The sequence below is a fragment of the Pseudomonas sp. HOU2 genome (genome assembly GCF_040729435.1).
Classification (GTDB): domain Bacteria; phylum Pseudomonadota; class Gammaproteobacteria; order Pseudomonadales; family Pseudomonadaceae; genus Aquipseudomonas.
Genome location: NZ_CP160398.1, coordinates 404253 through 428325, shown reverse-complemented (window position 1 = coordinate 428325; position 24073 = coordinate 404253). Strand labels below are relative to the sequence as shown.

17 protein-coding genes are annotated in these 24073 nt (G+C 61.0%); 2 read left to right on the top strand and 15 right to left on the bottom strand.

All coding sequences use genetic code 11. The features are described 5' to 3' along the window. Positions 1-79 precede the first annotated feature (79 nt). The 3 genes from ABV589_RS01880 to ABV589_RS01870 all read right to left on the bottom strand — a co-directional run bounded on the left by ABV589_RS01880 (position 80) and on the right by ABV589_RS01870 (position 5002). Positions 80-1150 carry an autotransporter outer membrane beta-barrel domain-containing protein gene (locus ABV589_RS01880; protein WP_367084637.1) on the bottom strand — a complete coding sequence of 357 codons (1071 nt, stop codon included), beginning with the start codon at positions 1148-1150 and terminating at the stop codon, positions 80-82. A gap of 322 nt (positions 1151-1472) precedes the next feature. Next, the gene (locus ABV589_RS01875) at positions 1473-4025 is read right to left on the bottom strand and encodes an autotransporter outer membrane beta-barrel domain-containing protein (protein ID WP_367084636.1); all 2553 of its coding nucleotides are present in this window, start codon (positions 4023-4025) and stop codon (positions 1473-1475) included. A gap of 194 nt (positions 4026-4219) precedes the next feature. Beyond that, entirely contained in the window at positions 4220-5002 is a 783-nt protein-coding gene (locus ABV589_RS01870; protein WP_098963919.1) for an endonuclease/exonuclease/phosphatase family protein, read from the bottom strand. 689 nt (positions 5003-5691) lie between these two features. Between ABV589_RS01870 and ABV589_RS01865 the strand changes: the two genes are divergently transcribed. After that, positions 5692-6063, top strand: a complete 372-nt coding sequence (locus ABV589_RS01865) for a hypothetical protein (protein WP_367084635.1) — start codon at positions 5692-5694, stop codon at positions 6061-6063. Between the two features lie 159 nt (positions 6064-6222). Beyond that, positions 6223-6501: a DUF6124 family protein gene (locus ABV589_RS01860; protein WP_367084634.1), complete on the top strand. Its 279-nt coding sequence runs from the start codon at positions 6223-6225 to the stop codon at positions 6499-6501. Between the two features lie 477 nt (positions 6502-6978). On the opposite strand, the gene ABV589_RS01855 is transcribed toward ABV589_RS01860, so the two are convergent. From ABV589_RS01855 to glgA, 12 genes are all read right to left on the bottom strand, one after another. Continuing rightward, positions 6979-8712 (bottom strand): M60 family metallopeptidase, encoded by a 1734-nt coding sequence (locus tag ABV589_RS01855; protein ID WP_367084633.1) that lies wholly within the window; start codon positions 8710-8712, stop codon positions 6979-6981. A 183-nt stretch (positions 8713-8895) separates the two neighbouring features. Beyond that, complete coding sequence (locus tag ABV589_RS01850) at positions 8896-9654, bottom strand: PIG-L family deacetylase (RefSeq protein WP_367084632.1); 759 nt, start codon at positions 9652-9654, stop codon at positions 8896-8898. A 183-nt stretch (positions 9655-9837) separates the two neighbouring features. Continuing rightward, a complete protein-coding gene (locus ABV589_RS01845; protein WP_367084631.1) occupies positions 9838-10497 on the bottom strand; it encodes a glycosyltransferase in 660 nt (219 codons plus the stop codon). Continuing rightward, a complete protein-coding gene (locus tag ABV589_RS01840) occupies positions 10494-11093 on the bottom strand; it encodes an SAM-dependent methyltransferase (RefSeq protein WP_367084630.1) in 600 nt (199 codons plus the stop codon). The genes ABV589_RS01845 and ABV589_RS01840 overlap by 4 nt, the downstream gene beginning before the upstream one ends. Further along, positions 11090-11863, bottom strand: a complete 774-nt coding sequence (locus tag ABV589_RS01835; protein ID WP_007966271.1) for a PIG-L deacetylase family protein — start codon at positions 11861-11863, stop codon at positions 11090-11092. Before ABV589_RS01835 ends, ABV589_RS01840 begins: the two co-directional genes overlap by 4 nt. Continuing rightward, on the bottom strand, positions 11860-12858 hold the full coding sequence (locus tag ABV589_RS01830) for an acyl-CoA dehydrogenase family protein (protein WP_367084629.1): 999 nt from the start codon (positions 12856-12858) through the stop codon (positions 11860-11862). The genes ABV589_RS01835 and ABV589_RS01830 overlap by 4 nt, the downstream gene beginning before the upstream one ends. A 1-nt stretch (position 12859) precedes the next feature. After that, on the bottom strand, positions 12860-15019 hold the full coding sequence (gene glgX / locus ABV589_RS01825; RefSeq protein WP_367084628.1) for a glycogen debranching protein GlgX: 2160 nt from the start codon (positions 15017-15019) through the stop codon (positions 12860-12862). A 224-nt stretch (positions 15020-15243) separates the two neighbouring features. Beyond that, positions 15244-15579: a DUF2934 domain-containing protein gene (locus ABV589_RS01820; protein WP_367084627.1), complete on the bottom strand. Its 336-nt coding sequence runs from the start codon at positions 15577-15579 to the stop codon at positions 15244-15246. 27 nt (positions 15580-15606) lie between these two features. Next, positions 15607-18375: a malto-oligosyltrehalose synthase gene (locus ABV589_RS01815; RefSeq protein WP_367084626.1), complete on the bottom strand. Its 2769-nt coding sequence runs from the start codon at positions 18373-18375 to the stop codon at positions 15607-15609. After that, positions 18372-20450, bottom strand: coding sequence for a 4-alpha-glucanotransferase (gene malQ, locus ABV589_RS01810; RefSeq protein WP_367084625.1), 2079 nt, complete (start codon positions 20448-20450; stop codon positions 18372-18374). Before malQ ends, ABV589_RS01815 begins: the two co-directional genes overlap by 4 nt. Then, positions 20447-22249 carry a malto-oligosyltrehalose trehalohydrolase gene (treZ, locus tag ABV589_RS01805; protein WP_367084624.1) on the bottom strand — a complete coding sequence of 601 codons (1803 nt, stop codon included), beginning with the start codon at positions 22247-22249 and terminating at the stop codon, positions 20447-20449. The genes malQ and treZ overlap by 4 nt, the downstream gene beginning before the upstream one ends. An 18-nt stretch (positions 22250-22267) precedes the next feature. Then, a complete protein-coding gene (gene glgA / locus ABV589_RS01800) occupies positions 22268-23854 on the bottom strand; it encodes a glycogen synthase GlgA (protein WP_367084623.1) in 1587 nt (528 codons plus the stop codon). Positions 23855-24073: the final 219 nt, after the last annotated feature.

Genomic DNA, 24073 nt, shown 5'->3' with positions numbered 1-24073 from the left:
TTTGGAATGCGTCTCCCTGTAGGAGTGAGCCTGCTCGCGATGGCGTCAGTTCAAACGCCATCGCCCCTCGAGCCGAAAATCACCACCGCATCCGCACCCCCAGACTGCCAATCAACCCGTTCAGATCATTGTCATCCACGTCACTGCTGTAATCGGCGCTGACATACAGGCTGACCGCCGGCGTCACCCGCGCCACCAATCCCAGCCCTAATTCGACTGTCGATGACTTGCGGCTGCTGCTGATCTTGTCGACCTGATCGAGGGTCACCGTGTTGCCGGAATAAACCGTGTGCCAGAGGTTGGTGCGCACATAGGGCTCCACGGGCAGACCGTTCACATCGTAACTGCCTTTGAGGCGGGCGCCGACGCGGCCGCTCCACGCCGACAGATCCGTTGATGAGGCATTGCCGGAACTCGCGTATGGCGTGTCGAGAGTAATGCGCTGGTTGATCAATTGCGCCTGGGGTTCGACCACCCAGTTTTCACTCAGCCCGATGGGGTAGCCGCCTTCGACCGAGAAGGTCATCGCACTGCCTTCGGTGGCCTGGCGCGCGCCCTGTTCATTGCGACTGAAACCACTGACCCGACCGCCACTGGCCGACAGGTCGACATGCCAGCCCTGTGCGCCAGTCAGGCGGTAATACGCGCCGAGGCTGTGGCCTTGCAGGTTCAGTGTATCGGCGTTCGGGTCGGTGAGGGCGCGGCTGTTGATCAGGCCGTCACTGTTGGCCATGATCTGCTTTTGCCCGCCGATCAGGCCGATGGTCTGGGTGTGTCCGCCGGGGCTTTGTATGGTCATTACTGGCGGGCCTTTGAAGTCGCCGTTGCCGGGCGTCGTCAAACCTGCCGCAAGCACGTCGGTTTGCGCTTGCCGGGCGCTTTGCCCGTACAACCGGTCCCAGGCTGCCGGCGCCAGATCCTCGGTGATCAGGTCGGCGCCTTGCAAATCGGGACGCGGGCTCAGGCGTTGTGGCTCGGGGGTGACAACGGTCGCCGGCAGGGTCAGAACGGGCATGTCCTGGCGATACCAGGGCGTGGTTTCATCCGCCGCAGGTCCGGCCTGCGCCTCCATGGATGAGCACAGCAGAATCGAACTCGACACTGTGCAAAACGTCACTTTGATCTCTTGTGGGGTGAATGAGCTTTTCATGGAGGTCTACCTTGCAAGCGCATGCGGGATCTCTTTTCTGGCGTCTCTCCTACCCCGAACGAGGGGCGACCGAATGGAGCGGGGCGAACCGCGGCGCTCGATTTCGCGAGTGCCGTAAGGGTCGCCCCGGATAGTGATTCCGGGGGTAGTAAGTTAGAGATAAGAAGAGCGATGCCCATGCGTCAAGAAACTGCACGATGAGCGGTAAAGCTAAATCAGGTGCTGCAAGCGTTTGTTTTTCTGCACATATCCAAGTCGTTGTTTGCAGGGCAAAACAGTGCGGAGATCGGGCTGTAGAGGGTTCAAGCAGCCTGATATCGATTCACCAACTGATGCGAACCCCAAGATTTCCCGCCAGCCCACGCAGGTCATTGCTGTCAATATTGCGGCTGTAATCGGTGCTGGCGTAAACACTCACTGCACGGTCAAGCGTCAGTACGAAGCCGAGGCCAACGTCTGCGGAGGAGGATTTCTGCTGGCTGTCGATGGTATCGGTGCCATCGAAGGTCACCGAATCGGTGCCGGAAAAGGTGTGCCAGAGGTTGGCCCGCAGGTATGGCTCCAGCGGCAAGCCGTTGACCTGATAACGGCCCTTGAGCCGGGCGCCGAGGCGACCGGTCCAGGCAGCGTCGGAATCGAATGACACCCGCGAGATGCCGTCGTCCTGGCTGTCGAGGGAGATTTTCTGGTGGATCACCTGCACTTGCGGCTCGACCACCCAGGTGTCGTCGAGAGCGAACGGGTAGCCTGCCTCGGCCGAGAGCGTCAGGGCATGCCCGCGATTGTCCAGTTTCAGTCCACGGTCGGAACGGTTGTCGCCGTCGAAACGCGTGCCCATCACCACGGTATCGAGGTACCAGCCGTAGGGATCGGTCAGCGTCCAGTACAGGCCGTAACTGTCACCCTCGAGTTTGATCTTGCCCGCGCTGTTGTTCTCGAAGCCTTCGTTGAAACCGTCAACATCGCCCTGAATCCGGCTATGGCCAACGAACAGGCCAATGCGTTGCGTTTGCCCGCCCGACGTCTGCGTGCTGTACAGGTCATTGCCGACTTGAAAGCCATTGAGTGAACCGTTCAGGCGTGGGGTGACGGTGCCGGCCCAGCTCTGGTCGATGTTCTTGCCGTAGACCCGGCCCCAACCGGCCCCGAAGGCACCGGTTTCGCTGAGCAGGCGTTGATCGCCCTGACGATCGTGAAACGTGCCGAGTGCGCTGAGAGTCAATTGCGCGGCGGCAGGCGGCAGCACTGACCAGTTGGGCACTTCCGGACGATAGATCGGGATCGGCGCAGCGCCCGCCACGGCGGCGGGCAGCACGGGGAGTACGGGCAGCTCAGGGCTGGCGATGGGCGGCGCGGGTTCGCCGGGGGCGGGTGCTACAGGAGTGATCTGCGCGACAACCGGAGTCGCCACCACCGGTACCAGAATCGGCGGCTGACTCGGATCGGGGTTGGGCACGCTGGCTACCTGCGGTGCGACGACGGCGGAGCGCAGGTACCAGCTGTTTTCGCTGCCGGCGGTGACGCCGCCCTTGAACAGGTAGTAATCGTAAGCGCCGACCGACACCGGACCGCTGAAGCTGAAGGCATTGTTGGTACTGACGGTGGAGCCTTGGGCCTGCACCACCTGAATGCCGTTTTCCTGGGTCAGGCCACCGATCCCGCCGATGTTGGTCACGCTGATGACCGTGGCACCGCTGAGGCTGCCGTTGTTGACCACCAGTTTGTCGCTGGGCGCGCCATCGGCACCGAGCTCGCTTTGCAGCAACAACTGGCCGCCGTTGCCGATGTAGTTGCCGTTGATGGTCAGGCTGTCATCGGTACGACTGTTGTTGCGAGTCAGGTCGATGACCCCGGCGTTGTTGACGGTCACGGCCTGTCCGGCCACGGCGGGTGACACCGCGCCTTGAGTGGAGAACACGCTGCTGCTGGCATCGACATTGAGCACGCCGCTGCCGCTGACGGCATCGCCAAGCACCAGGCTGCTCGACCCCAGGTCCAGTTGCGAGGCGTTGTTGAGGTTCACCGTTTCCCAATTGCTGAATCGCGCTGGCAGCGCGGTGCGGGTGTTGTCGAACGTCAGGACGTCGTTGCCCGCGCCGCCATCCACGTTGGGGGTCAGTGCCAGCACGCTGTCATCGAGGTTACGCAGCGTTGCGCTGTCGTTGCCGTCGCCCATCAGGATCGCCGAACGGATGATGCCGCCGCCGTCCCACAGCAGCGTGTCGTTGCCGACACTGGCGCGGATCTCGCCGAAGATCTCGCCGCCGGTTACGGTGATGTTGTCGTTGCCGCCGCTGACACTGATGTTACCGCCGATGCGCCCGCCGGAAACGATAATGGTATCGGTGCCGAAACCGGTGACCAGGTTGCCGAGGATCTGCCCGCCGGACAGGTCGAAAATATTGTTGTCGAGCTTCATGTCGACCCGGCCGATGGTGCCGCCGGTCATGCGCGCGACATCGCCGTCTTCAAAGGCGCCGACGATGGTGCCGCCGGTCATCAGGAAGGTATCGCGGCCATCACCCTGCGCCAGTGAGCCGATCGAGCCTGCGCTCATGACGAAATCGTCGATGCCGGCGCCCTGGCTGACCGCGCCGGTAATCACGCCCGATTGCATGTTCACCCGGTCAGCGCCGGCGCCGAAGGTCACGCTGCCATTGATCTGGCCGCTGCCGTTGGCGGGGAAGGCCAGGCTGTTGTTGCCCGCAAGGTCGGTCAGTGGACCACTGGTGCCACTGTCACAGGTGAACGCGTCGTTGCCGGGGCCCGGGATCAGTGAACAGGCGGCAGAGGCGGGTGAACTGGCGAGCAGTAGTGAGGCAGGCAGGAACAATGTCTGCGGCAGGGCTCGCAGGTATCTGGAGTAGCGCGTCATGGCAATTCCCTTCGGCTGAATTCGGGAAATTCATCCTTGAGCGAGCCTTGATCCGGCCTCCCTGTATAACTGAGGCTCCACGTGAGATCCCTGCCCTAACGAATTGAATGCGCTACTCCTTGAGCTTTCCTAGGTGTAGAAGAATTTGCTACCCGATCAAGCGCCACTGACCAACGGTCATGTCCGAACTGCGCTTAAAGATGCACCTCAACCGCCAGCGGCAAGTGATCCGACAAGTGCGTCCACGGCTTGTTGCCAAGTATCTGCGGGTCATGGCTGCTGGCATTGCGCAGGTAAATACGGTCCAGGCGCAGCAACGGAAAACGCGCCGGATAGGTCTTGGCGGGGCGGCCGTGGTGGCGTTCGAAGGCTTCGTGCAGGTAATCGCGACGGGCGAGGGCGGCATTGCCCTGCAGCTGCCAGTCATTGAAGTCGCCGGCGATGATCACCGGTGCATCGTCGGGCAATGATTCGAGCAACTGGCAAAGCAACTGCAACTGCAATTGGCGGTGGCTTTCCAGCAGACTCAAATGCACGCAGATTGCGTGCACCTCGGCGTGGCCCGGTACGTCCAGCACGCAGTGCAGCAGGCCTCTGCGCTCGGGGCCGGTGATCGACACGTCGAGGTTGCGGTATTCGCGGATCGGGTATTTCGACAGCAATGCATTGCCGTGGTGGCCATCGGGATAGACCGCATTGCGCCCATAGGCGAAATCGCTCCACATGCTGTCGGCGAGAAATTCGTATTGCGAGGTTTGCGGCCACTCGTGGTAGCGATTGGAATGGCGCTCGTGTTCGCCCACCACCTCCTGCAGAAACACCAGATCAGCCGAGGTGCTGCGCACCGCTTCACGCAGTTCCGGCAGGATGAAGCGCCGGTTGAGGGCGGTGAAGCCCTTGTGAGTGTTGACCGTCAGCACACGCAGGCGATGGATGACGGGTGCGTCGACGGCGTGACGCTTGGGATCGCTGGACACGTTCACTCCTCTGAAAAAACGGCTTCCTGTTCATGCGACTGGTCTGTGCGCGGGCAGTTCCTTCCAGATGCATCAGGCCGTAATACAAATCAGCAGAGCCGCCAGGAAACCTGTGGGAGTGGGCTTGCTCGCGAAAGCGGCCTCCCGATCGACCAATCTCTGACTGAATGCATTCGGTCAAATTGTGGGAGCTGGCTTGCCAGCGATGACGGCCTACCCGCCGACCAATCCCCAACTGAATGCAAGCATTCCAACTGTGGAAGCGAGCTTGCTCGCGAAAGCGGCCTGCCAGACAAAATCAAAACAACAGCGCAAACGCCGCAAATAAACATAACCCGGCAACCACGTTTAAAGTACACGAACCGTTACGCCATAACGGCTACAACGCCTTGCGCCGTTACCTACGCGTACGCCAGAATCCGCCGGCTTACACGGCTATGCGATGGGCTTATCGTTTCCCTGTCACTGGAAAACAGTGATCGGGTTTGGTAGCCCATTTCGGTACGGTCGTATGGCGTCACCTTATGCAGCCTCTTTTTTGCGGCTCAGTTTTATATGGTGGACATGCGTGGGGCTCATTCGTGAGCGCCGGGTTCCGTATCGACCGGTCTACCAACCCGCGCATGGCCGCCACCCATCGTTTGGTAGCGAGGGTGATGGCTCCTATTTCTCGATACGGAGTTTCATCCATGTTCAAAGCCACACCCAACCCCCCAGACACCTCGATCCCGTACGACCCAGCCCTTGACCCGCAGAAGATAAAAGCGGCAACCGACCGCGCCATCAACTTCTACCTCAACCCTAGCGCACTGAAGATCTCGATCCCTACAGCCTCGTCATGCAAGTCGAACAGAATCTTCCTCATCGACCCCACCGTGGACGAAGAAACGTTGCTCGTCGAAGCCTGCGAATCGCTGGCCGCCGCCAGTGACATGGCCCGCGATATCGGCGACACCGTCGAGCACTCACAGCGCCGAGCGATGCTGATGCTGCATCAGGTGATCATGCTCAGTGAACTGATGGTCAACCGGGTACTGGACGGCCGCCGCGTCCCGAACTAACTGCTCGGTTCCCGTGTAGGAGCTGCCGCAGGCTGCGATCTTTTGATCTTGTTTTTCAAGATCAAGATCAAGATCAAGATCAAGATCAAAAGATCGCAGCCTGCGGCAGCTCCTACAGTGAGTAATCCTTTCAAAGTGCCTCGATCGGAGTTCCAGCCGATGCCCGAAACCCCACCCAATCCGCCGGTCACAGACCCGCAAATCATGGCAACCCCCTACACCCCCAGCAGCATGTTCCTGGTCAACCCGCAAACCGACACCGAATCCCTGCTGGCCAACGCCTGCGAATCCCTGGCCTCGGCCACGGTAATGCTCGGCGATTTCGCCGGGACGCTGGAGGGGCCGAGTCGCAATACGGTGTTGGGTATCGCGCAGGTGGTGATGCTGGGAGAGTTGGCGGTGAATCAGGCGCTGGATAATGTTGTGCCCAGGGAATAGGCGCTGATAGTTCTGGCCTCATCGCGAGCAGGCTCGCTCCTGCATAGGTTCTGCGGTGGCACACAGGTTATGCGCTCGGCAAAGATCTCTTGTAGTTGTGAGCCTGCTGGCGATTGTCATTAAATAAGTCTGTCCCCTTATTCCTGCGTATGTGTGGTGAGGGGATTTATCCGCGATGGGCTGCGCAGCAGCCCCAAAACCAGCCACCGCGAATGTTCGGAATTATCGCGTATTCAGTATTTAAGACTGCTGCGCAGCCGATCAGGGCGGGGCGACGTTTCGCTAAATACCCTCGGCAGCACCCGACTCACCGCCAACTCCCCAGGCATGATCAGTTGCGCAAGCCCCGACAGCGTCCGGCGCTGCGACGCTGGCAGGAGTTTGGCGAAGTCACTGGCAGTGGGCATCACATCCAGCAGCGCTGCGGTTGAGACCGGTAATACGTGGATTCTGTACTGAACTTGTCGAATTAAAAAATTACGGATAGCCAAGGGCGCGAATCTTGACTTTTGTTTTTTCCTGCAACATGAAGCCCCAGGAATCGAAATGGCTGATCAAGTTTTTTTTGGCACATTTAGATGCCATGAAAGCGAATATGTCATTTCGCGATTCAGGTAATGCCGTATCCTCAATGAACGATGGGTCTTTCAATAAACGCCTATATTCTTGATAGACCGAAGGGTAAAAATTAGCGCCAAAAAGTTCCGTCAGTTCGTTATACATGACCAGTGAGACCATGTTTCCAGCTGTTTCGAAATTTTTGTTCGTCCCCTTTAACCATTCTTTAGCCTGCGTCCTGCCATCATAACGATCAATCCAGCTCGGTGTAATTCCATACATTTTCTCAACGGCGAGCGAGATTATATTGCATGTAGATTCTACCGTATGATATCCATTCATTTTCGGCAATTGATAAGCATGACCCAGTTCGTGCCACGCCCCCCAGCCACCTTCTGCTGTCAGTACTTTTGGCGATAAGAGCACTTGAACAACATCTCTATGAAATAGCAGGCTGTAACTTGCAGCCGCCATATACACGCGATCTGAACTGCTTTGGTTGAATTGATAGTAAGAGTCGCTTGGTAAATGTATCCCTCCATCGGAATAGTTTGACTCATTTATTCCGCAAGCTTCATCTGCCTTGTCGATGATTCTATTGTATTCGTTGAGCAGTTGGTCAATATCTTCCTCCATATATTCCATTGCCTTTGAAACACTAACGGCGATCATCGCTTTGCCGCTGAATAATTGAGCTGAGGTAATCATCGCTGCATTCTTGAGCATCGACGCCCATTGGTCCTTTGTTGTGTTGCCCAAAACGTAGTAGGGCGCGGTTAATACGTTTCTGAAGGAAACTGGAATAATGTATTTTTTTTCTGGATGAATCACATAAAGAAATAGTAATCCGTCGCGATCCGGAATTATCGTGTTTTCGCCCTGTTTTATTGGGAATCTTGAAGGAGCAGGGTTCTCACCTAAGTGCATAGCACCTACTAACAGCTCGAGGGTAACCCCGGCAGGAACGTCATTTTCAAGATAAATGTAAAACTGCTGACCTGAAATACAATATAAGCCTGTGCACTCGAAGTCCGCACGTGCCATTGAAAATCCTTTGTCAGACATGTCGTCGATGTGTGAGTGTTTTCTTGATATGAATATGAAGTCGCGTCGCTCATTACCTTCGCTTAGTACTATGTCTTGGGGCGATCTGCCCGGATTAAATGTGCCGGACTTTACAGATACCCATTCTGATGTTTCAGTGTAAATTGATAATGAGTATTTTTTAACTCGACCGTTTACGCTGCTTTTTAGCGCTTGTCGAGGAATATAGCAAATTGAACCGATTTCATAAATTTTTCCCATGTCTATGACGACATAGTGCCCGGCAGGAGCTATTTCTTCCGTATGCCATACTGTTTCTGGATTTCCATCCAGCAAGTTGCTGGCGGGGTGTGATTGAAGCTCATTGGATACCGAATGTATGCGCCATGCAGACTTGTCAATAAACTTTCCGTTAATCTCTCTTACTTCGAACCCTGAAATCGAAATAGCGTTAACTCCATGAAAAACTTCATGCACTACAAAGGAAAAATATTGAGTCTTCGTACTGGTTGTGCTTCTGGCGATTTTTTGTACTTCATCCCAGGAGGGTGCGGAAAATTGATGGGGATTGTCGAGGATGCTGTTGACGGGCGTTGTTGACGTGGTCATGGATAAGCTCCTGCGCAAAGGCGATACTCAGGAGTAATGAGCGCACTAAATGAGAGTTTGCGCACCTGTCAGATCTGACAGGTGCGCTAGGGTTTCCGACGAGTGGCCATTAGGGAGAACGTGAAGATTAAAAGATCGCGTCCTTCGGCAGCTCCCACATAGAGTGGGCAGAAGTGAGTGTGTTTAGATAAAGACAATTTCGTACGGCAGGCGCATCCGCTCCAGAATCACCGGCGGCAGCATCGGTGCGATGCCGATCGCCGGTTCGCCTTTGAGCTGGCTGGCGTAGGCGTGGGTGGCGTGGCTTTTGCGCGCCACAGTCCAGGTGTCGAGGCGCAGTTTGCGTGCGCGTTCCCAGGGGATCAGGTTCTGGTCGCGTTCCGGCCAGTGCCAGGCCCAGACCGGCACGTCATGGAAGGTCGCGCCGACTTGCGCTGCCGCTTTGGCACTCGCCCGGCCAACCGCCTCGTGATCGTCATTACGATCCTCGCGCCAGGTGCTGAACACCACGTCGCCGGGGCGCAGATAACGGGCGATGAACTCGGTGAGGTCGGCCTCGCGATCGAGCAGGGCGTTGTCAGTGAACCCGCCACGCACCCATTTCAGGCTGTGCATCGGCAAGCCGAGACGGCGCAGCGCTTCGACACTTTCCTGGGGCCGGAACACGCTCAGGCGTTTTTCCGACCATTGCCGCGAGCCGGGATGGCTGGCGCTGCCGTCAGTGATCGACAGCAGTTGCAACGGATGGCCGAGGCTGGCGAGCAATTGCAGGAGGCCGCCACAGGTCACCACCTCATCACCCGGATGCGGGGCGACGACGACGGCTCGGGCACCGGGTGGCACCAGACTGTGGGTATTGATGACGGGGATGTTGTCGAGTTGCCGGGCGCTGTTCCATATCTGCGCCGGCAGCGGATTGTCGCTGAGGGTTAACGGTTTCATGGTATTACGTCCTTGTTGTCTCTGGCCCTCAGTCGTGCAGACACCGTGAAAAATCAGGCGCGCGCGACCCGTGAAGGCGAATGGATTGCCGTGCGACGCTCCGAACCCTGGATTGCCGCGCAGCAGAGTATTGCTCATGAAACTTGATTCGTCGCGTCACAGATCAATCTGATCCGCTTTTTTTTAACCAAGCTGTGCCAGATTTCGCAGATAGTCACCGAATCCGCCTCGTGCCCGGCTGTCCAGTCGGGCACTGGTGCGTACCTGCGGGCGATGACTCCAGGCGATGTCGGCACCGCACTGTTCCAGTCGCCGCACCAGTTGCACATCTTCGTCACAGGCCAGCGGCGGAAAACCACCGGCCCAGCGATAGGCGTCGGCACTGACCCCGAGGTTGGCGCCGTGGATGTGGCGATGCCCGTCACGGGCCTGATAGTGACTGTGATAGCGAATCTGCGCGGCTTCATCGAACGACTGATCCCAATGTTCGACGGTCACCGTGCCGCATACCGCGTCGGCACCCAGCCCCAGTTGCGCCACCAGCCAGTCATCGGCTACGCGGCTGTCGGCGTCGGAGCAGGAAATCCAGCGTGCGCCGCGCTCCAGCAGGACCTGCGCGCCGGCGGCCCGGGCCTGGCCGACATTACGCGCGTCGATGTGCAGGCTCTGCACCGGAAAGCGCTTGACGATCTGCGCCGAGCGGTCGGTGCAACTGTCGAGCACCACCAGCACTTCGACCGGCTCGCCGGCCAACAGCCCGTGTTTACTGGCGCGCAGTGCCGCGCTGAGGCATTGCTCGAGCAGGTCTTCCTCGTTATGCGCCGGAATCAGAATGCCGATCATCGCAGGCCCTCCAGTGCGGCTACCGAGCGCGGCTCGCGGCTCCAGACTTCAAGAAGGAAGTCCGCTTCCTGATGCAATGCCAGACGCGGCAGCGGCAGTTGCTCGTGGATCAGGTCATGCACCTGCCGCGCGTTCAGCGGGCAGCCGTCGATGGGCGGGCGCCAGTGGCAAGCGAGCAATTGCCCGTCCGCGGTCAGGGATTCACTGATGCGGCGGATCACTTCTGTCAGATCTTGGGCATCGAGGTAGTAGCCGATTTCGCTAAATACAATCAGGTCGAATTTTTCTTCCGGCCAGTCGCCGGGCAGGCGACTTTGGCGCACCTCGGCGTGGTCGAAAAGGCTCAAACGGGTACGCGCCAGGTTCACCGCCGCACTGGCGGTGTCGCAACACAGCAGGCGATCGCAGCGCTCGGCGAGCTCGGCACTGAGTTCGCCATTGGCGCAACCGGGTTCGAAGATCGCCCGATAATGTGCGCGGGGCAGGGCGGCGAGGGTGATCGCGCGTTTGCGCTGTTCGTACCAGCGCTCGCGGAAGGCCCAGGGATCATCGTTGGCGCTGAATAATCCGTCGAAGTAACGATCATCGACACTCATAGGAACACCACTTCGAACGGTTGCAGCAGACGATCCAGCACATACGGCGCCAATACCGGTTGCAGCCCGGCTTGCGGGTCGCCTTCCAGCTGGCTGGCAAAGGCATGCACCGCGTGGCGTTTGCGCGCCACTTGCTCGGGGGACAACAGAATCTTGCGCGCGCGCTGCCACGGCACCGCGGCGTCTTCCGGAGAGGCCCAGTGCCAGGTCCAGACCGGCAATTCGTGGCAGGTGGCGCCGACCCGCCGCGCAGCTTCGATACTGGCGCGGCCGGCAGCTTCGTGATCGCAGTGGCCGTCTTCGCACCAGGTGCTGAACACCACATCGCCGGGGCGCAGGTGACGCTCGATGAACGCGACCAGCGACGGCTCATCCGCGGCGACCTGGCTATCGCTGAAACCGCCGCGCAGCCATTTCATCCGGTGCAACGGCACGCCGAGGCGGCGCAGGGCTTCGGCCGATTCCTGCGGCCGCACCACGCTCAGGCGTTCCACCGGCCAGCGTTCGGAGCCGGGGTGACTGGCGCTGCCATCGGTGACCGAGATCAGTTGCAACTGACGCCCGGCGGCGGCCAGCAACTGCAACATCCCGCCGCAACCGAGCACTTCGTCGTCCGGGTGTGGAGCGACTATCACCGCCCGCGCGCCCGGTGGCACCAGACTGAGGACATCGACGCTGTCCAGTGCCGCCAGGTGCCGGGAATGTTGCCATTGCAGCAGCGAAGTGCCCTGATGGCCGATGATCGGATCAGGTTTGTTCACGGCATTCATAGCGTCCAGACCTCCTCGGAGTGTTCAGCCAGCGCTTGGCCAAGGGCCGCCAGATCACGCTCGGCATGGCTCTGGCGCAGGAACACCGGCAGATCGGCGCTCAACCGGGCGAAGTGCCGATCCTTGCAGAACGGCCCGGCACCCAGCGCGCGCCCGACGTCGCGCATCACCTGCTCAGCCGATTGCTCGACCACTGCACGGGCACGCCGGGCCAACAGTGCGGCATCGGCTTCGGGGTGCGCATCAATATGCAGGGCACTGAATCGCAGCACATTGGCTGCCGCGTACAGCGCTGAGTCGACCGCACCGAGGTGGGCGAGGGCGTGCGGCTCCTCGCGTTGTGCGCAGTGTTGCCGTAGCGCCTCGGCGATCTGCCGCGCCGCGCCGTACCAGCACGCCGCGATGCCGATCCCGCCTTGCCAGAACCCCGGACGATTCAGGTAGTCGCCGGGTTCGCCGATGGCCTGGGCTTCAGCGCCGTCGAACAACACTTCGACGCTGCCGGTGGCGCCCATGCCGACCGCTTGCCAGCCCTGATCGGTGATGGTCACGCCCGGTTGATCCAGCGCCACCGCGACCAGTTGTTGGCGGTCGTCGGCGTCCCACGCGGTGAGCAGCGCATGGCTGAGCACCGCTGCCCCCGAGCACCAGGCCTTGCGCCCGTCAAGGCGCACCATGTGCCCGGCCGGGCGCACCTGCACCCGAGCCTGCGGCGGTTCAGCGGCCCACATGCCCCAGGTGCTGCCCGGCGTGGGCGAACCACCGAGCTGCTCGATGATCGCCAGGGCGTCGGTATGGCCCTCGTAGAGTTTGCACAAGCCCAGATCGTGCCCGCCGACTTCAGCCAGGCGCTGAAAACGCTCCAGCGTGCGGCCGCTGCCCGGTAACGGCAACTGATCCAGACCGGCCTCGACCAGCGCCCGCAGGCAATGGCCGAGTGCCGCAGTGTCGCGATAGTCCGGCGGGCGGCGCGCCAGATAACTGTGCAGGTCCATATCAGTCTTCTTCTTCGCGTTGCAGTTCGAACAGCAGCAGCGAACGGCCGGTGACGGAATACTCATGGCCGAACTCGAAGCGTTCCTGACCGCGAATCGATGGCTGATTGGTGTCGATCATGCAGGTCCAGAAACTGCCTTCCGGCACTTCCGGCAGGCTGAAGTTGACGATGTCGTGGTGGGCGTTGACCACCAGCAGCAGGGTCGCGTCGGCACCTTTGCGGCGAATCCCGGTTTCCTGCGCGCGGCCGTCGAGCAGCATGCCCAGGCAGCGGTTGTGCGCGTCATGCCAATGTTCGGTGGTCATCTCGGTGCCGTCCGGCGCCAGCCAGGTGACGTCCTTGACGCCGATGTCCTCGTTGTACTCGCCGACCAGGAAACGCCCGCGACGCAGGATCGGGTAAGCCATACGCAACTTGATCAAGCGTTTGACGAACTTGAGCAGCGCCTTGCCGTCTTCGCTCAGGTCCCAGTTGACCCAGCCGATCTCGCTGTCCTGACAATAGGCGTTGTTGTTGCCGTCCTGGGTGCGGGCGAATTCGTCGCCGGCAACGATCATCGGCGTGCCTTGCGACAGCAGCAGCGTGGCGAAGAAATTGCGCATCTGCCGATGGCGCAGTGCATTGATCTCCGGATCATCGGTCGGGCCTTCGACCCCGTGGTTCCACGACAGGTTGTTGTTGCTGCCGTCCTGGTTGTTCTCGTCGTTGGCCTCGTTGTGCTTGTCGTTGTACGACACCAGATCGTTGAGGGTAAAACCGTCGTGGGCGGTGATGAAGTTCACCGACGAGTACGGCCGCCGCCCGCGCTGGTTGAACATCTCGCCGGACGCGGTCATGCGGCTGGCGAAGTCGGCAACCTGGCCGTCGTCGCCTTTCCAGAACGCGCGCACGGTGTCGCGGAATTTGTCGTTCCACTCGACCCAACCCGGCGGAAAGTTGCCGACCTGATAGCCACCGGGGCCGCAGTCCCAAGGCTCGGCGATCATTTTCACCTGGCGCAGCACCGGGTCCTGACGGCAGGCGACGAGGAAGCTGTGACGCTCGTCGAAACCGTCGTGATAGCGCCCGAGAATGGTCGCCAGGTCGAAGCGGAAACCGTCGACATGCATCTCGCTGGCCCAGTAGCGCAGCGAGTCGGTGACCATTTGCAGCACGCACGGGTGACTGAGGTCGAGGGTGTTGCCGGTACCGGAGTCGTTGATGTAGTAGCGCTTGTCGTCCGGCATCAGGCGATAGTAGGAGGCGTTGTCGATGCCGCGCATCGACAGGGTCGGGCCTTGTTCGTTGCCCTCGGCGGTGTGGTTGTAGACCACGTCGAGGATCACTTCCAGATTGGCTTCGTGCAGGTGCGCGACCATCTCCTTGAACTCGGCGATCTTGCCGCTGGCCAGGTAGCGCGGGTCCGGGGCGAAGAAGGCGATGCTGTTGTAGCCCCAGTAGTTGGTCATGCCCTTGTGCAGCAGGTGCTGGTCGTTGACGAAGGCGTGGATCGGCAGCAATTCCACGCTCGAGACGCCGAGTTTGCGGATGTGCTCGAGCACGTCGTCGACCATCAGACCGGCAAAGGTACCGCGCACGTTCTCCGGCACCGACGGGTGACGCATGCTGATGCCGCGTACGTGGGTCTCATAAATGATCGTCTTGTCCCACGGCACGCTGACGCGGTGGTCGTTGCCCCAGGTGTGCGCTGGGTCGATGACCTTGCACTTGGGCACGAACGGCGCGCTGTCGCGTTCATCGAAACTGAGGTCGGCGTCGGGGTGGCCGATGGTGTAGCCGAACAGCGCTTCGGACCATTTCAACTCGCCGACCAGCTGTTTGGCGTAGGGGTCGATCAACAGTTTGTTGTGGTTGAAGCGATGGCCGTTCTCCGGGTCATACGGGCCATACACACGGTAGCCGTAGATCAGCCCCGGATGGGCGTCGGGCAGATAGCCGTGGAAAATCTCGTCGGTGTATTCCGGCAGTTCGATGCGTTCGAGTTCGACTTCGCCGGCATCGTCGAAGATGCACAGCTCGACCTTGGTGGCGTTGGCGGAAAACAGCGCAAAGTTCACCCCCAGACCATCCCAGGTGGCGCCGAGCGGGAAGGGCAGCCCTTCACGGATTCTGGACGGCTCGGCGTGCGGTGCGGGCTCGGCTTTTTTTGGACTGGACATGATTGCTCCTGCAAAACGGGGAAATTCTCGGCTGATACAAAACCTTGTAGGAGTGAGCCTGCTCGCGATAGCGGTCTGACATTCAATCGCGATTTCGCCTGATACATCGCTATCGCGAGCAGGCTCACTCCTACAGGAAGGTTGTATGTTTTTTGAGGACGAGTGAGTCCTCAGTGGCGAGCGAACTCGCCACACGGTCATTCAGTTCAATAAATGCGGGTGTATCAGTTGGCCGGGGGCTTGCGCGGGGCGCGCGGCTTTTTCTCGGCGGCCTTTTCGCCCGGTGGAATCACTTTGGCGGCGCTGGAGGGCTTGGCTTTGGCGTCCGCTGGCGCCTTGGGCTTGGTTGCCGGCGTCTTGCTATCGCTGGCTTTGCCGTTCGCAGTCTTGCCGGCAGTTTTGCTGCCAGCGGCCTTCGGCGACTTCTTCGGCGCCAGGGCCTCGGCTTCGGCCAGTTTGCGCGCCATTTCCCAATGACGTGCTTCATGCCCTTCAGGTTTGCCCTCCGATTCCCAGATCTGATAGGCGAACTCGCGGATGCGTTTATCGTCGGTACTCATCGCAATGCTCCTGAACTGAACTCGTCGTTACGTAAAGAGTTGGATAAACAGATTGACCGGGAAATCCCCCAGCGCGGCGCTGACGTTCAGCTCCCTGTTTTTTGTGACTGCGCTGCTGTGAAAAAGTCCCTTCAGGTTTGTGTCAGAGGCGGCGAACGGTAAAACCACCCGAGTGTCGCCCCAGCGCAGCGCATCCACTTGTGGCACGGCACTGTTTTCCAGCAACGTCGCACAGCGGATCGGCACGATCACGATGGCGTAGCGGCCCTCGTGCTCACGGGCGAATGCGAGCACGTTGTGCGCCTGCTCGCCCAGCACCTCCAGAGCCTGATACGTGCCCCGGCGAAACAGCTCGGCGTGTCCGGCGCGCAGGTTCAACACCTGCGCGATCAACGCTTGCTTGATGCGCCCGTCACGCCAGTCCGCCAGCAGCTCCGGCAGCGGCGCGTGTCCGTCCAGGGCCTGCGCGCGCGCGGCGTAATCCACCGGCCGGCGGTTGTCCGGATCAACCAGGCTGAAGTCCCAGAACTCGTTGCCCTGATACAGATCCGGCACCCCCGGCACGGTCATGCGCAGCAAGGTTTGCGCCAGACTGTTGAGGGCGCCGGCTGCCGCGATGCTGTTGACGGTCTTGCTCAGCGCGGCACGCAGCAGCTCGCCTTCATCACCGGTGAGCAGGCGCTGGGTAAACGTCTGTGCAGCGTTTTCGTAGGTTTCATTCGGCGCGCTCCAGCTGCTTTGCAGCTTGGCTTCACGCAGGGCTTTCTGTTGCCACTGCCAGATGCGTTCGGCGTAGTCGCTGAAACCTGCCTGATCGTCATCACGCAATTGCAGCGGCCAACTGCCGAGCAGCGCCTGATAAAGGATCAGTTCATCACCGGACGACGGCACTTGATCATCGTCGCGCAGCGGCCGGGCGAGGGCGCGCCACAACTCGACCTGCTCGGCGTACCAGTGGCTGCGTTCGCTGAGCACCGCCAGTCGCGCGCGGGTGTCTTCGCCGCGTTTGTGGTCGTGGGTGGCGGTGGCCAGCAAGTTGTCGGGGAACGCGCCCAGACGTTGCTGATTGACCGCATGGAAGTCGCTGACCGGTGCGCTGAACTGCTCGGTGTTGTAGCCGACGTCATTGCGCGACAGCAGCACCGCCGAGCGATACAACGCGGTGTCTTCGACGGCTTTGGCCGCTGCCGGCGAAGTCAGTTGCTGGAAACGTACGCAAGCGTGCTTGAGGATCTTGCGCGAGCGCCCGCGCGGCTTGTGCCGCCATGGCGTGCCACCAAGCCAGGCCGCGACGCAGTCGAGCACCGGCCAGTCGCCTTCGCCCAAGGTCTGGCGGGCGCCGTCCATGGCCTGCTGGAAGAATTGTTCATCCTGCGCCGCGCGACCCAGTGCATTGATGTAAGTGCGATACACCGGGAAATGCACGATCAGCGCCTGCAACACCCGGCGAATCGCGCCGAGGGTCAGGTCGCGGGTCATCAGGTCGTCGCGCGCCACTTGCAGCAGCGCCTGGGCGACGCTTTCAAAATCGCTGGCCAGCGAGCCGTTGAGGATCTGTTGGCGCGCCAGTTGCGCTTCTTCGATGAACGCCGCCGGACGCTCGGTACGCCGTTGCCACAGGTCGCCGAGAACGTGTTCGCCATCCGGGTCGTGTTGCAGCAACGACAGTTGATTCATGAACTCGTAACCGGTGCTGCCATCCACCGCCCAGTCGGTGCGCAGGGTTTCGCCGGCACCGAGAATCTTTTCGACATAGATCGGCAAGTGCCGATCCGGCGCAAGCAAGTCGAGGCGCCGCCGCAGCTTGCGGCAATAGCCACGCGGGTCGGCGAGGCCGTCGATGTGGTCGATACGCAGCCCGTCGACCAGTCCTTCGGCGATCAACTGGAAAATCTTGCCATGGGTCGCTTCAAACACGGCCGGGCGTTCGACGCGCAGGCCACCGAGTTCGTTGATGTCGAAAAAGCGCCGCCAGTTGATGTCGTCGGCGGCGGTGCGCCAACTGGCCAGGCGGTAGCTCTGGCGTTCGAGCAATTGGTGCAGCTTGTCGAAGCCTTCTGCAGTCGTGGAGTCGTAATGCGCGAGACTTTCCTCGATGGCGGCGAGAATCTGCGGATCGCTGGCCAGCTCTTTCAGTTCAGCCTTGAGCGGCATCGCCAGCGCATGCGCGTCGGTCTGGTAGCTGAGGGTACTGAAACGATCGGCCAGGGATTTCAGCGCTTCGACCGGTTTGAGCAGCTCGCCATAGTCGTTCGGGCAGATCGGGAAGTGGTGCTCGTAATGCTCGACATGGAAGCGTCCCTGCTGCGCATCGAAATGCAGTTTCAGCGTGCCTTCCTGCAGCGCGACACCGTAATCGCTGCCAAGAAACGGCAGCAACAATTGGCCTTCCATCAGCGGGTCGGGGGAGTGCCACTGGATGTCGAAGAACTCGCCGTACGGACTCAGGCGGCCCCATTCCAGCAGGTCGAGCCACCACGGATTGTCACCGCCACCGACGGCCATGTGGTTGGAGACGATGTCGAGGATCAGGCCCATGCCGTGTTCGCGCAGGGTGCTGACCAGACGCCGCAGCGCCGGTTCGCCACCGAGTTCCGGATTGACTTGCGTCGGATCGACCACGTCGTAGCCGTGCATCGAACCGGCGCGGGCCGCGAGCAGCGGTGAGGCATAAATGTGGCTGATGCCGAGGCGGGCGAAGTACGGCACCAGCGGCACCGCCTGTTCCAGAGTGAAACCCTTGTGAAATTGCAGGCGCAGAGTGGCGCGCAACGGTTGGTTGAACGATGAATTCATTGGTCACGCTCGGCAGCTTGCAGGCGGGCACAGGCCAGTAGTTCCAGGCGGCGCGCGGCATCGGCGCCATCGAGCAAGGCCTCGCTGTTGCCGGGCAGGCGCCGCGACCAGTTCGGATGGCTGTCGATGGTACCCGGCAGGTTGGCCTGCTCATCGATACCCAGCGCGTCTTCCAGTGGCAACAGCACCAGCGGTGCGCGGGTGTGGCCGAGGAAACGCACACTGGCATCGACCACTTGATCGGCCTCGTGGGACTCTTCGCGGAAGTTTTGCGGGTCCTGACTCAGCGCATCGCGCAGGCCTTGGCGCTCACGCTGGCGATGCCGGCGCCATTCGATTTCACCGTTGGCATCGACAAAGTCCAGGCGCGCATTCCAGTCGATGTCGCGGCCATGCCACCAGCCGTTGAGCGTGGGCAGGTCGTGGGTGGTGGTGGTCGCCAGCGCATTGTCCGGCCAGTCGAGTATCGGTTTGAAACGGCTGTTGTCCTGTTCGAACAGCAGCACGCGCATGCCGAGGATCGCCCGCGCACTGAGTTTTTCCCGCAGCCCGTCGGGCACGGTACCGAGGTCTTCGCCGAGGACGATGGCCTGGTGTCGATGGGATTCGAGGGTCAGCAGGCGCAGCAGATCATCCACCGGGTAATACAGGTACGCACCGTCCGCCGGAGCCGCGCCGTTGGGGATCACCCACAGACGTTGCAGGCCCATTACATGGTCGATACGCAGCCCGCCGGCATGCGCGAAGTTGGCGCGCAGCATGTCGATGAAAGCGCGAAAGCCGTTGCGGATCAGGCCTTCGGGGGAAAACGCGGAAATCCCCCAGCCCTGCCCGGTGCGGTTGAGAATGTCTGGTGGCGCACCCACGGTGAGCGAGGCGAGCAACTCGTCCTGAAAACTCCAGGCCTGGCTGCCGGCGCCATCGGCACCGACCGCAAGATCAGCGATCAGGCCGATGCCCATGCCGGCGCCGCGTGCAGCCGCTTGCGCGCGCTCCAGGCAACGGTGGATCAGCCATTGGCAAAAGGCGAAGTAGCCGATGCGCTCGGCGTATTCCTCGGCAAACGCTTCGAGGGCGGCGCCGCGCGGCTCGTGCCAGTGTTCCGGCCAGTGCCGCCAGTCGAGGCTTTCACCACGGGCGGCGCGCATTTCCTGAATGGCTTCGAAGCGGCAGTGATTTTCCAGGGCTTCGCCACCGGCGTGGCGGAAACTGGCGAAGTCGGCGTGCAACGGATGTTCGCCGGCGACGAAACCGTCGTACAGGGCTTGCAGCAGTTTGTACTTGGCCTCGGCGGCGCTGGGCCAATCGATCAGTTTGAGGTCTTCCAGTTGCTTGAATTGCTCGGCCAGACCGCTGGCGTCGATCGCATCACGCAACGCCCGTTCGCCAAGGATCGCGCCTGGAGCGGCATACAGGGAGTTGAGGAACAGCCGGCTGGACGGTGAGTACGGGCTGTAGCGCCCGGTGTCGGCGCTGAACATCGCATGCAACGGACTGATCGCCAGCGCCTCGGCGCCGCGTTCGCCGGCCACTCGGGCCAGCTCTTCCAGCGCCTGGGTGTCACCAAAACCGCCATCGCCGGGGCGGCGCAGACTGTACAGTTGCGCGCTCAGGCCCCACACGCGCGGGATCGGATTGTCCACCGCATCGCCGACGCTGAAGCAGCGCTCCGGCGCCACGGCGAGGGTGAAATACTGATCGGCGATGTGTACTTGCTGATAGCCGACCGGAATCAACCCTGGCAGTTTCGCTTCGGCATCGAGCTTGAGGTTAAGCCGTGAACCGTCTTCAAGCTGGATTTCGCACGGGGTTTCCGGTTCGAAATAGCGGGCCAGATCAACGCTGACCCCGACATCTGCGGTCAACAGCGGCGGCAGGTGGCGATCCTGTTGCACCTGTTGCAGTTGCAGCAGGCTGGCGTCGATTTCCTGCGCGGTATTGGCCGGATGACCCAGCCCGGTGAGGACATTGCGCAGCACCGCCGGGGCGACTTTCTGCGGGCGGCCATTGGCGTCGATCCAGTCGACGGCGAGGCCGGCGCGGCTTGCGAGTATTTCCAGTTGCGCATCGCTCATAGGCGCTCTCCATCCAGAGGTTGCAAGGGGGTTGCGGCCGTGAGGCTGACAAGCGCGCAATACGCGGGCAGTTGGCCCGGTTCCGACAGGGCAACGGCGGGCGGCTGTTGAAACAGCCACACGGCGTCGGTCTGTGGAGGGTTGACCACTGGCGTATCGCTGAGGTTCAGGTCAATTCGCAGCTCACTGCCATCGCCCAGGCGCCAGCGCGCGCTGACCGCGCCACGGCCGAGCATGTGCGCGCCGAGGGCCTGGGTGCCGGACAGATTGGGAATGATGTATTGGTGGCGCAATTGCAGCAGTTGCCGGTACAGCGCGAGGGTTTCCTGCTGTTTCTCAGTGCCGCTGCCAATCAGGCGAGGCTGCGAGGCGTGGAAGGTCTGCTCGGCATTCGGATCAGGAATTTTTTCGCGTTTGTGCGGATCGGTGAAGGCGCTGAACCCGGCGAATTCATTGCGCCGACCTTCGCGTACCAGGTCTGCCAGTTCACCGTGGTGGCTGGTGAAGAACAGAAACGGTTGCTCGGCGGCGAATTCGTCGCCCATGAACATCAGCGGAATCATCGGCGACAACAGCAACAGCACGGTGGCGGCCTGCAGTGCCCGTGGATCGGCCAGGTGGTGCAAACGCTCGCCGAAGGCCCGGTTGCCGATCTGGTCGTGGTTCTGCAGGAACAGCACGAAAGCGGTCGAGGGCAGGTGTTCGCTGGGCTCACCGCGCGGTTCGCCGTGGCGAGTGATGTGGCCCTGAAACACGAAGCCCTGACTCAGACAACGGGTCAGTTGTTCGGTGGGTTGCAGCGCATAGTCAGCGTAATAGGCGTCAGTTTCGCCGGTCAGCAGCACATGCAGCGCGTTATGGCCGTCGTCGTTCCACTGCGCGTCGTAATCCTCTTCAAGCAGGCTCGACTGGTTGAGCTCGTTTTCCACGGTCAGCCAGACATGGCGCGTCGGATCGACCTGCTGCCGAATACGCTGCGCCAGTTCGGGCAGGAAATCCGGGCTTTCGATCGCGTGCACCGCGTCCAGGCGCAGACCGTCGAAGCGGTATTCGAACAGCCACATCAGCGCGTTTTCGATGAAAAAGTCCCGCACTTCACGCCGACGGAAGTCGATCGCCGCGCCCCAAGGCGTGTGCTTGTCTTCGCGGAAAAAGCCTTTGGCGTAGCGTCCGAGGTAATTGCCGTCGGGGCCGAAGTGGTTGTAGACCACGTCGAGAATCACCGCCAGACCATGGCCGTGGGCGCTGTCGATCAGGTGCTTGAGTTGTTCCGGGGTGCCATAGGAGGCTTGCGGGGCGTAGGGCAGCACGCCGTCGTAGCCCCAGTTGCGCGTGCCGGGGAACTGCGCGAGCGGCATCAGTTCGATCGCGGTGATGCCCAGTTCGGCGAGGCGCGCCAAGTGCTGCTCGACTTCGGCAAAGCCGCCGAGTGCGCCGACGTGCAACTCGTAAATCACCGCTTCGCTCCACGGCCGGCCATGCCAGGTGGTGTTTCGCCACTGGTAGGCCAGCGGATCGACCACCACGCTGTGGCGGTCAAGGTCGCCATCCTGAGCGCGGGAGGCCGGATCGGGCACCTCCAGTTCACCATCGATGTTGAAGCGGTAGCGGGTGCCCGCCGGGCACCGGGTCTTGATCACGAACCAGCCATCGGCCTGCGGTAACATCGGCAAGGACTGACCGTCTTCAAGTTCGACACTGACGTAAAACGCATCCGGTGCCCACAGCGCAAACTGAGTATGTTCGGCGTCCTGCATGATCGCGCCGTGGGGCCAGTTTTCTTGGGTCCGTAACGGCATTGTGAAAAGCTCCCTGAGTTATTTGTGGCCGGCTTTACCCAGCGCCTTGGCGACCAGTTGTTCGTAGAGTTCGGCATACGGTTCGACCGCTTTGCACCAGTTGAACGGCGCGGCCATCGCTCGGCAGCGCATGGCGTTGAGCAGTTCGGGGAAAGCGAATACCTTGAACGCGCGGCTCAGGGCTTCGCGGTAACTCTCGACAGTGGATTCGTCGAAGAGAAACCCGGTGACGCCGTTCTCGATGGTGTCGGCCAGACCGCCGGTATTGCGCGCCACCGGCAACGAGCCGAAGCGCTGGGCGTACATCTGGCTCAGGCCGCAGGGTTCATAACGCGACGGCATCAACAGGAAATCGCTGCCGGCAAACATGCGCCGGGCATCGGTTTCATTGAAGCCGATGCGCACGCCGATCTGCCCAGGAAAGCGCAGCGCCAGTTCACGCATGGCCTGTTCTTCTTCCGGCTCGCCACGGCCGATGATTGCGATCTGGCCGCCGTTCTGCACGATGTATTCGGAGACAGCTTCGGTCAGATCCAGACCTTTCTGATAAACCAGACGCGAGACCACGGCGAACAGCGGGCCGCTGGAGTCTTTCAAGCCAAACAGTTCACGCACATGGGCGGCGTTGACCGCTTTGCCTTCCCAGTCGCCGATGGCGAATGGCGCGAACAGATGCGGATCAGTGGCGGCGTCCCAGCTCTCGTCGATGCCGTTGGGGATGCCGCTGAGCAAGCCTTGCTGGGTCTTGGCGGCGAGAAAGCCGTCGAGACCGCAGCCGAAATCCGGGGTGGTGATTTCCTGTGCATACGTCGCGCTGACCGTGGTGATGTGGCTCGAATAGGCCATGCCGGCCTTGAGGAACGACATCTTGCCGTAGAACTCCATGCCTTCCTGTTGCAGGGCATGGGTCGGGATGCCGAGTTCCGGGCACGAGCCGAGGCTGGTCACGCCTTGATAGGCGAGGTTGTGAATGGTGAACAGGGTCGGCGTGCGCTGCCCGCGCCAGTGCATATAAGCAGGGGCCAGACCGGCCGGCCAGTCATGGGCGTGCACCAGATCCGGGCACCAGTGAATTTGTGCGAGGTTGGCGGCGATGTCGGCAGCGGCCAGGCCCAGGCGGGCGAAACGAATATGGTTGTCCGGCCAGTCGCGACCGTTGTTGGCACCGTACGGCGAGCCTTCACGCTCATACAGCTCGGGGCAGATCAGCACGTAGATCACCAGCCCGTCCGGCATGTCCATGCGCCCGATCTTGCACGGAGGCAATGCGGCATGGCCGCCAAGTTCTCCGATGATGTGGATCGGGTTTTCGCTGTGCATCACCTGCGGGTAACCGGGGATCAACACGCGCACATCGTGCAGGTGCGCCATGGCGCGGGGCAGGGCGGCGGAGACGTCGCCCAGACCACCGGTCTTCACCAGATCGGCGATTTCCGAAGTCACGAACAACACTTTCTTCTTGTTGGGATTCTGGCTGGCGACCGGCGTCAGCGTTTTGGTGCCCGGGACGTTGATCGACCGGCTGCCGGGAAGACTCAATGTGCTCGCTTCGCCAACTGACTGCTGAGCACGCTCTCCCTGAATATCCAATGCCGCACTGATCATGTGAATCTCCCGTGTCGTTGATCTGTTTCTTGTCTGGAACAAGCCATATCCATGGCCAAATCCTGTGGCCGGGCGCAAACGCGCCACGCATCGGTGAGCAAACGCTACCCAACACGCAAGCAGAATGGGTGAAATGGCCGTTGCAAGGATTACACCAGTCGCGTTGCCCCTGCCTTTCTGATGACCCGTCGCTTCACGCAAAAGTTTCGACTTTTTTTG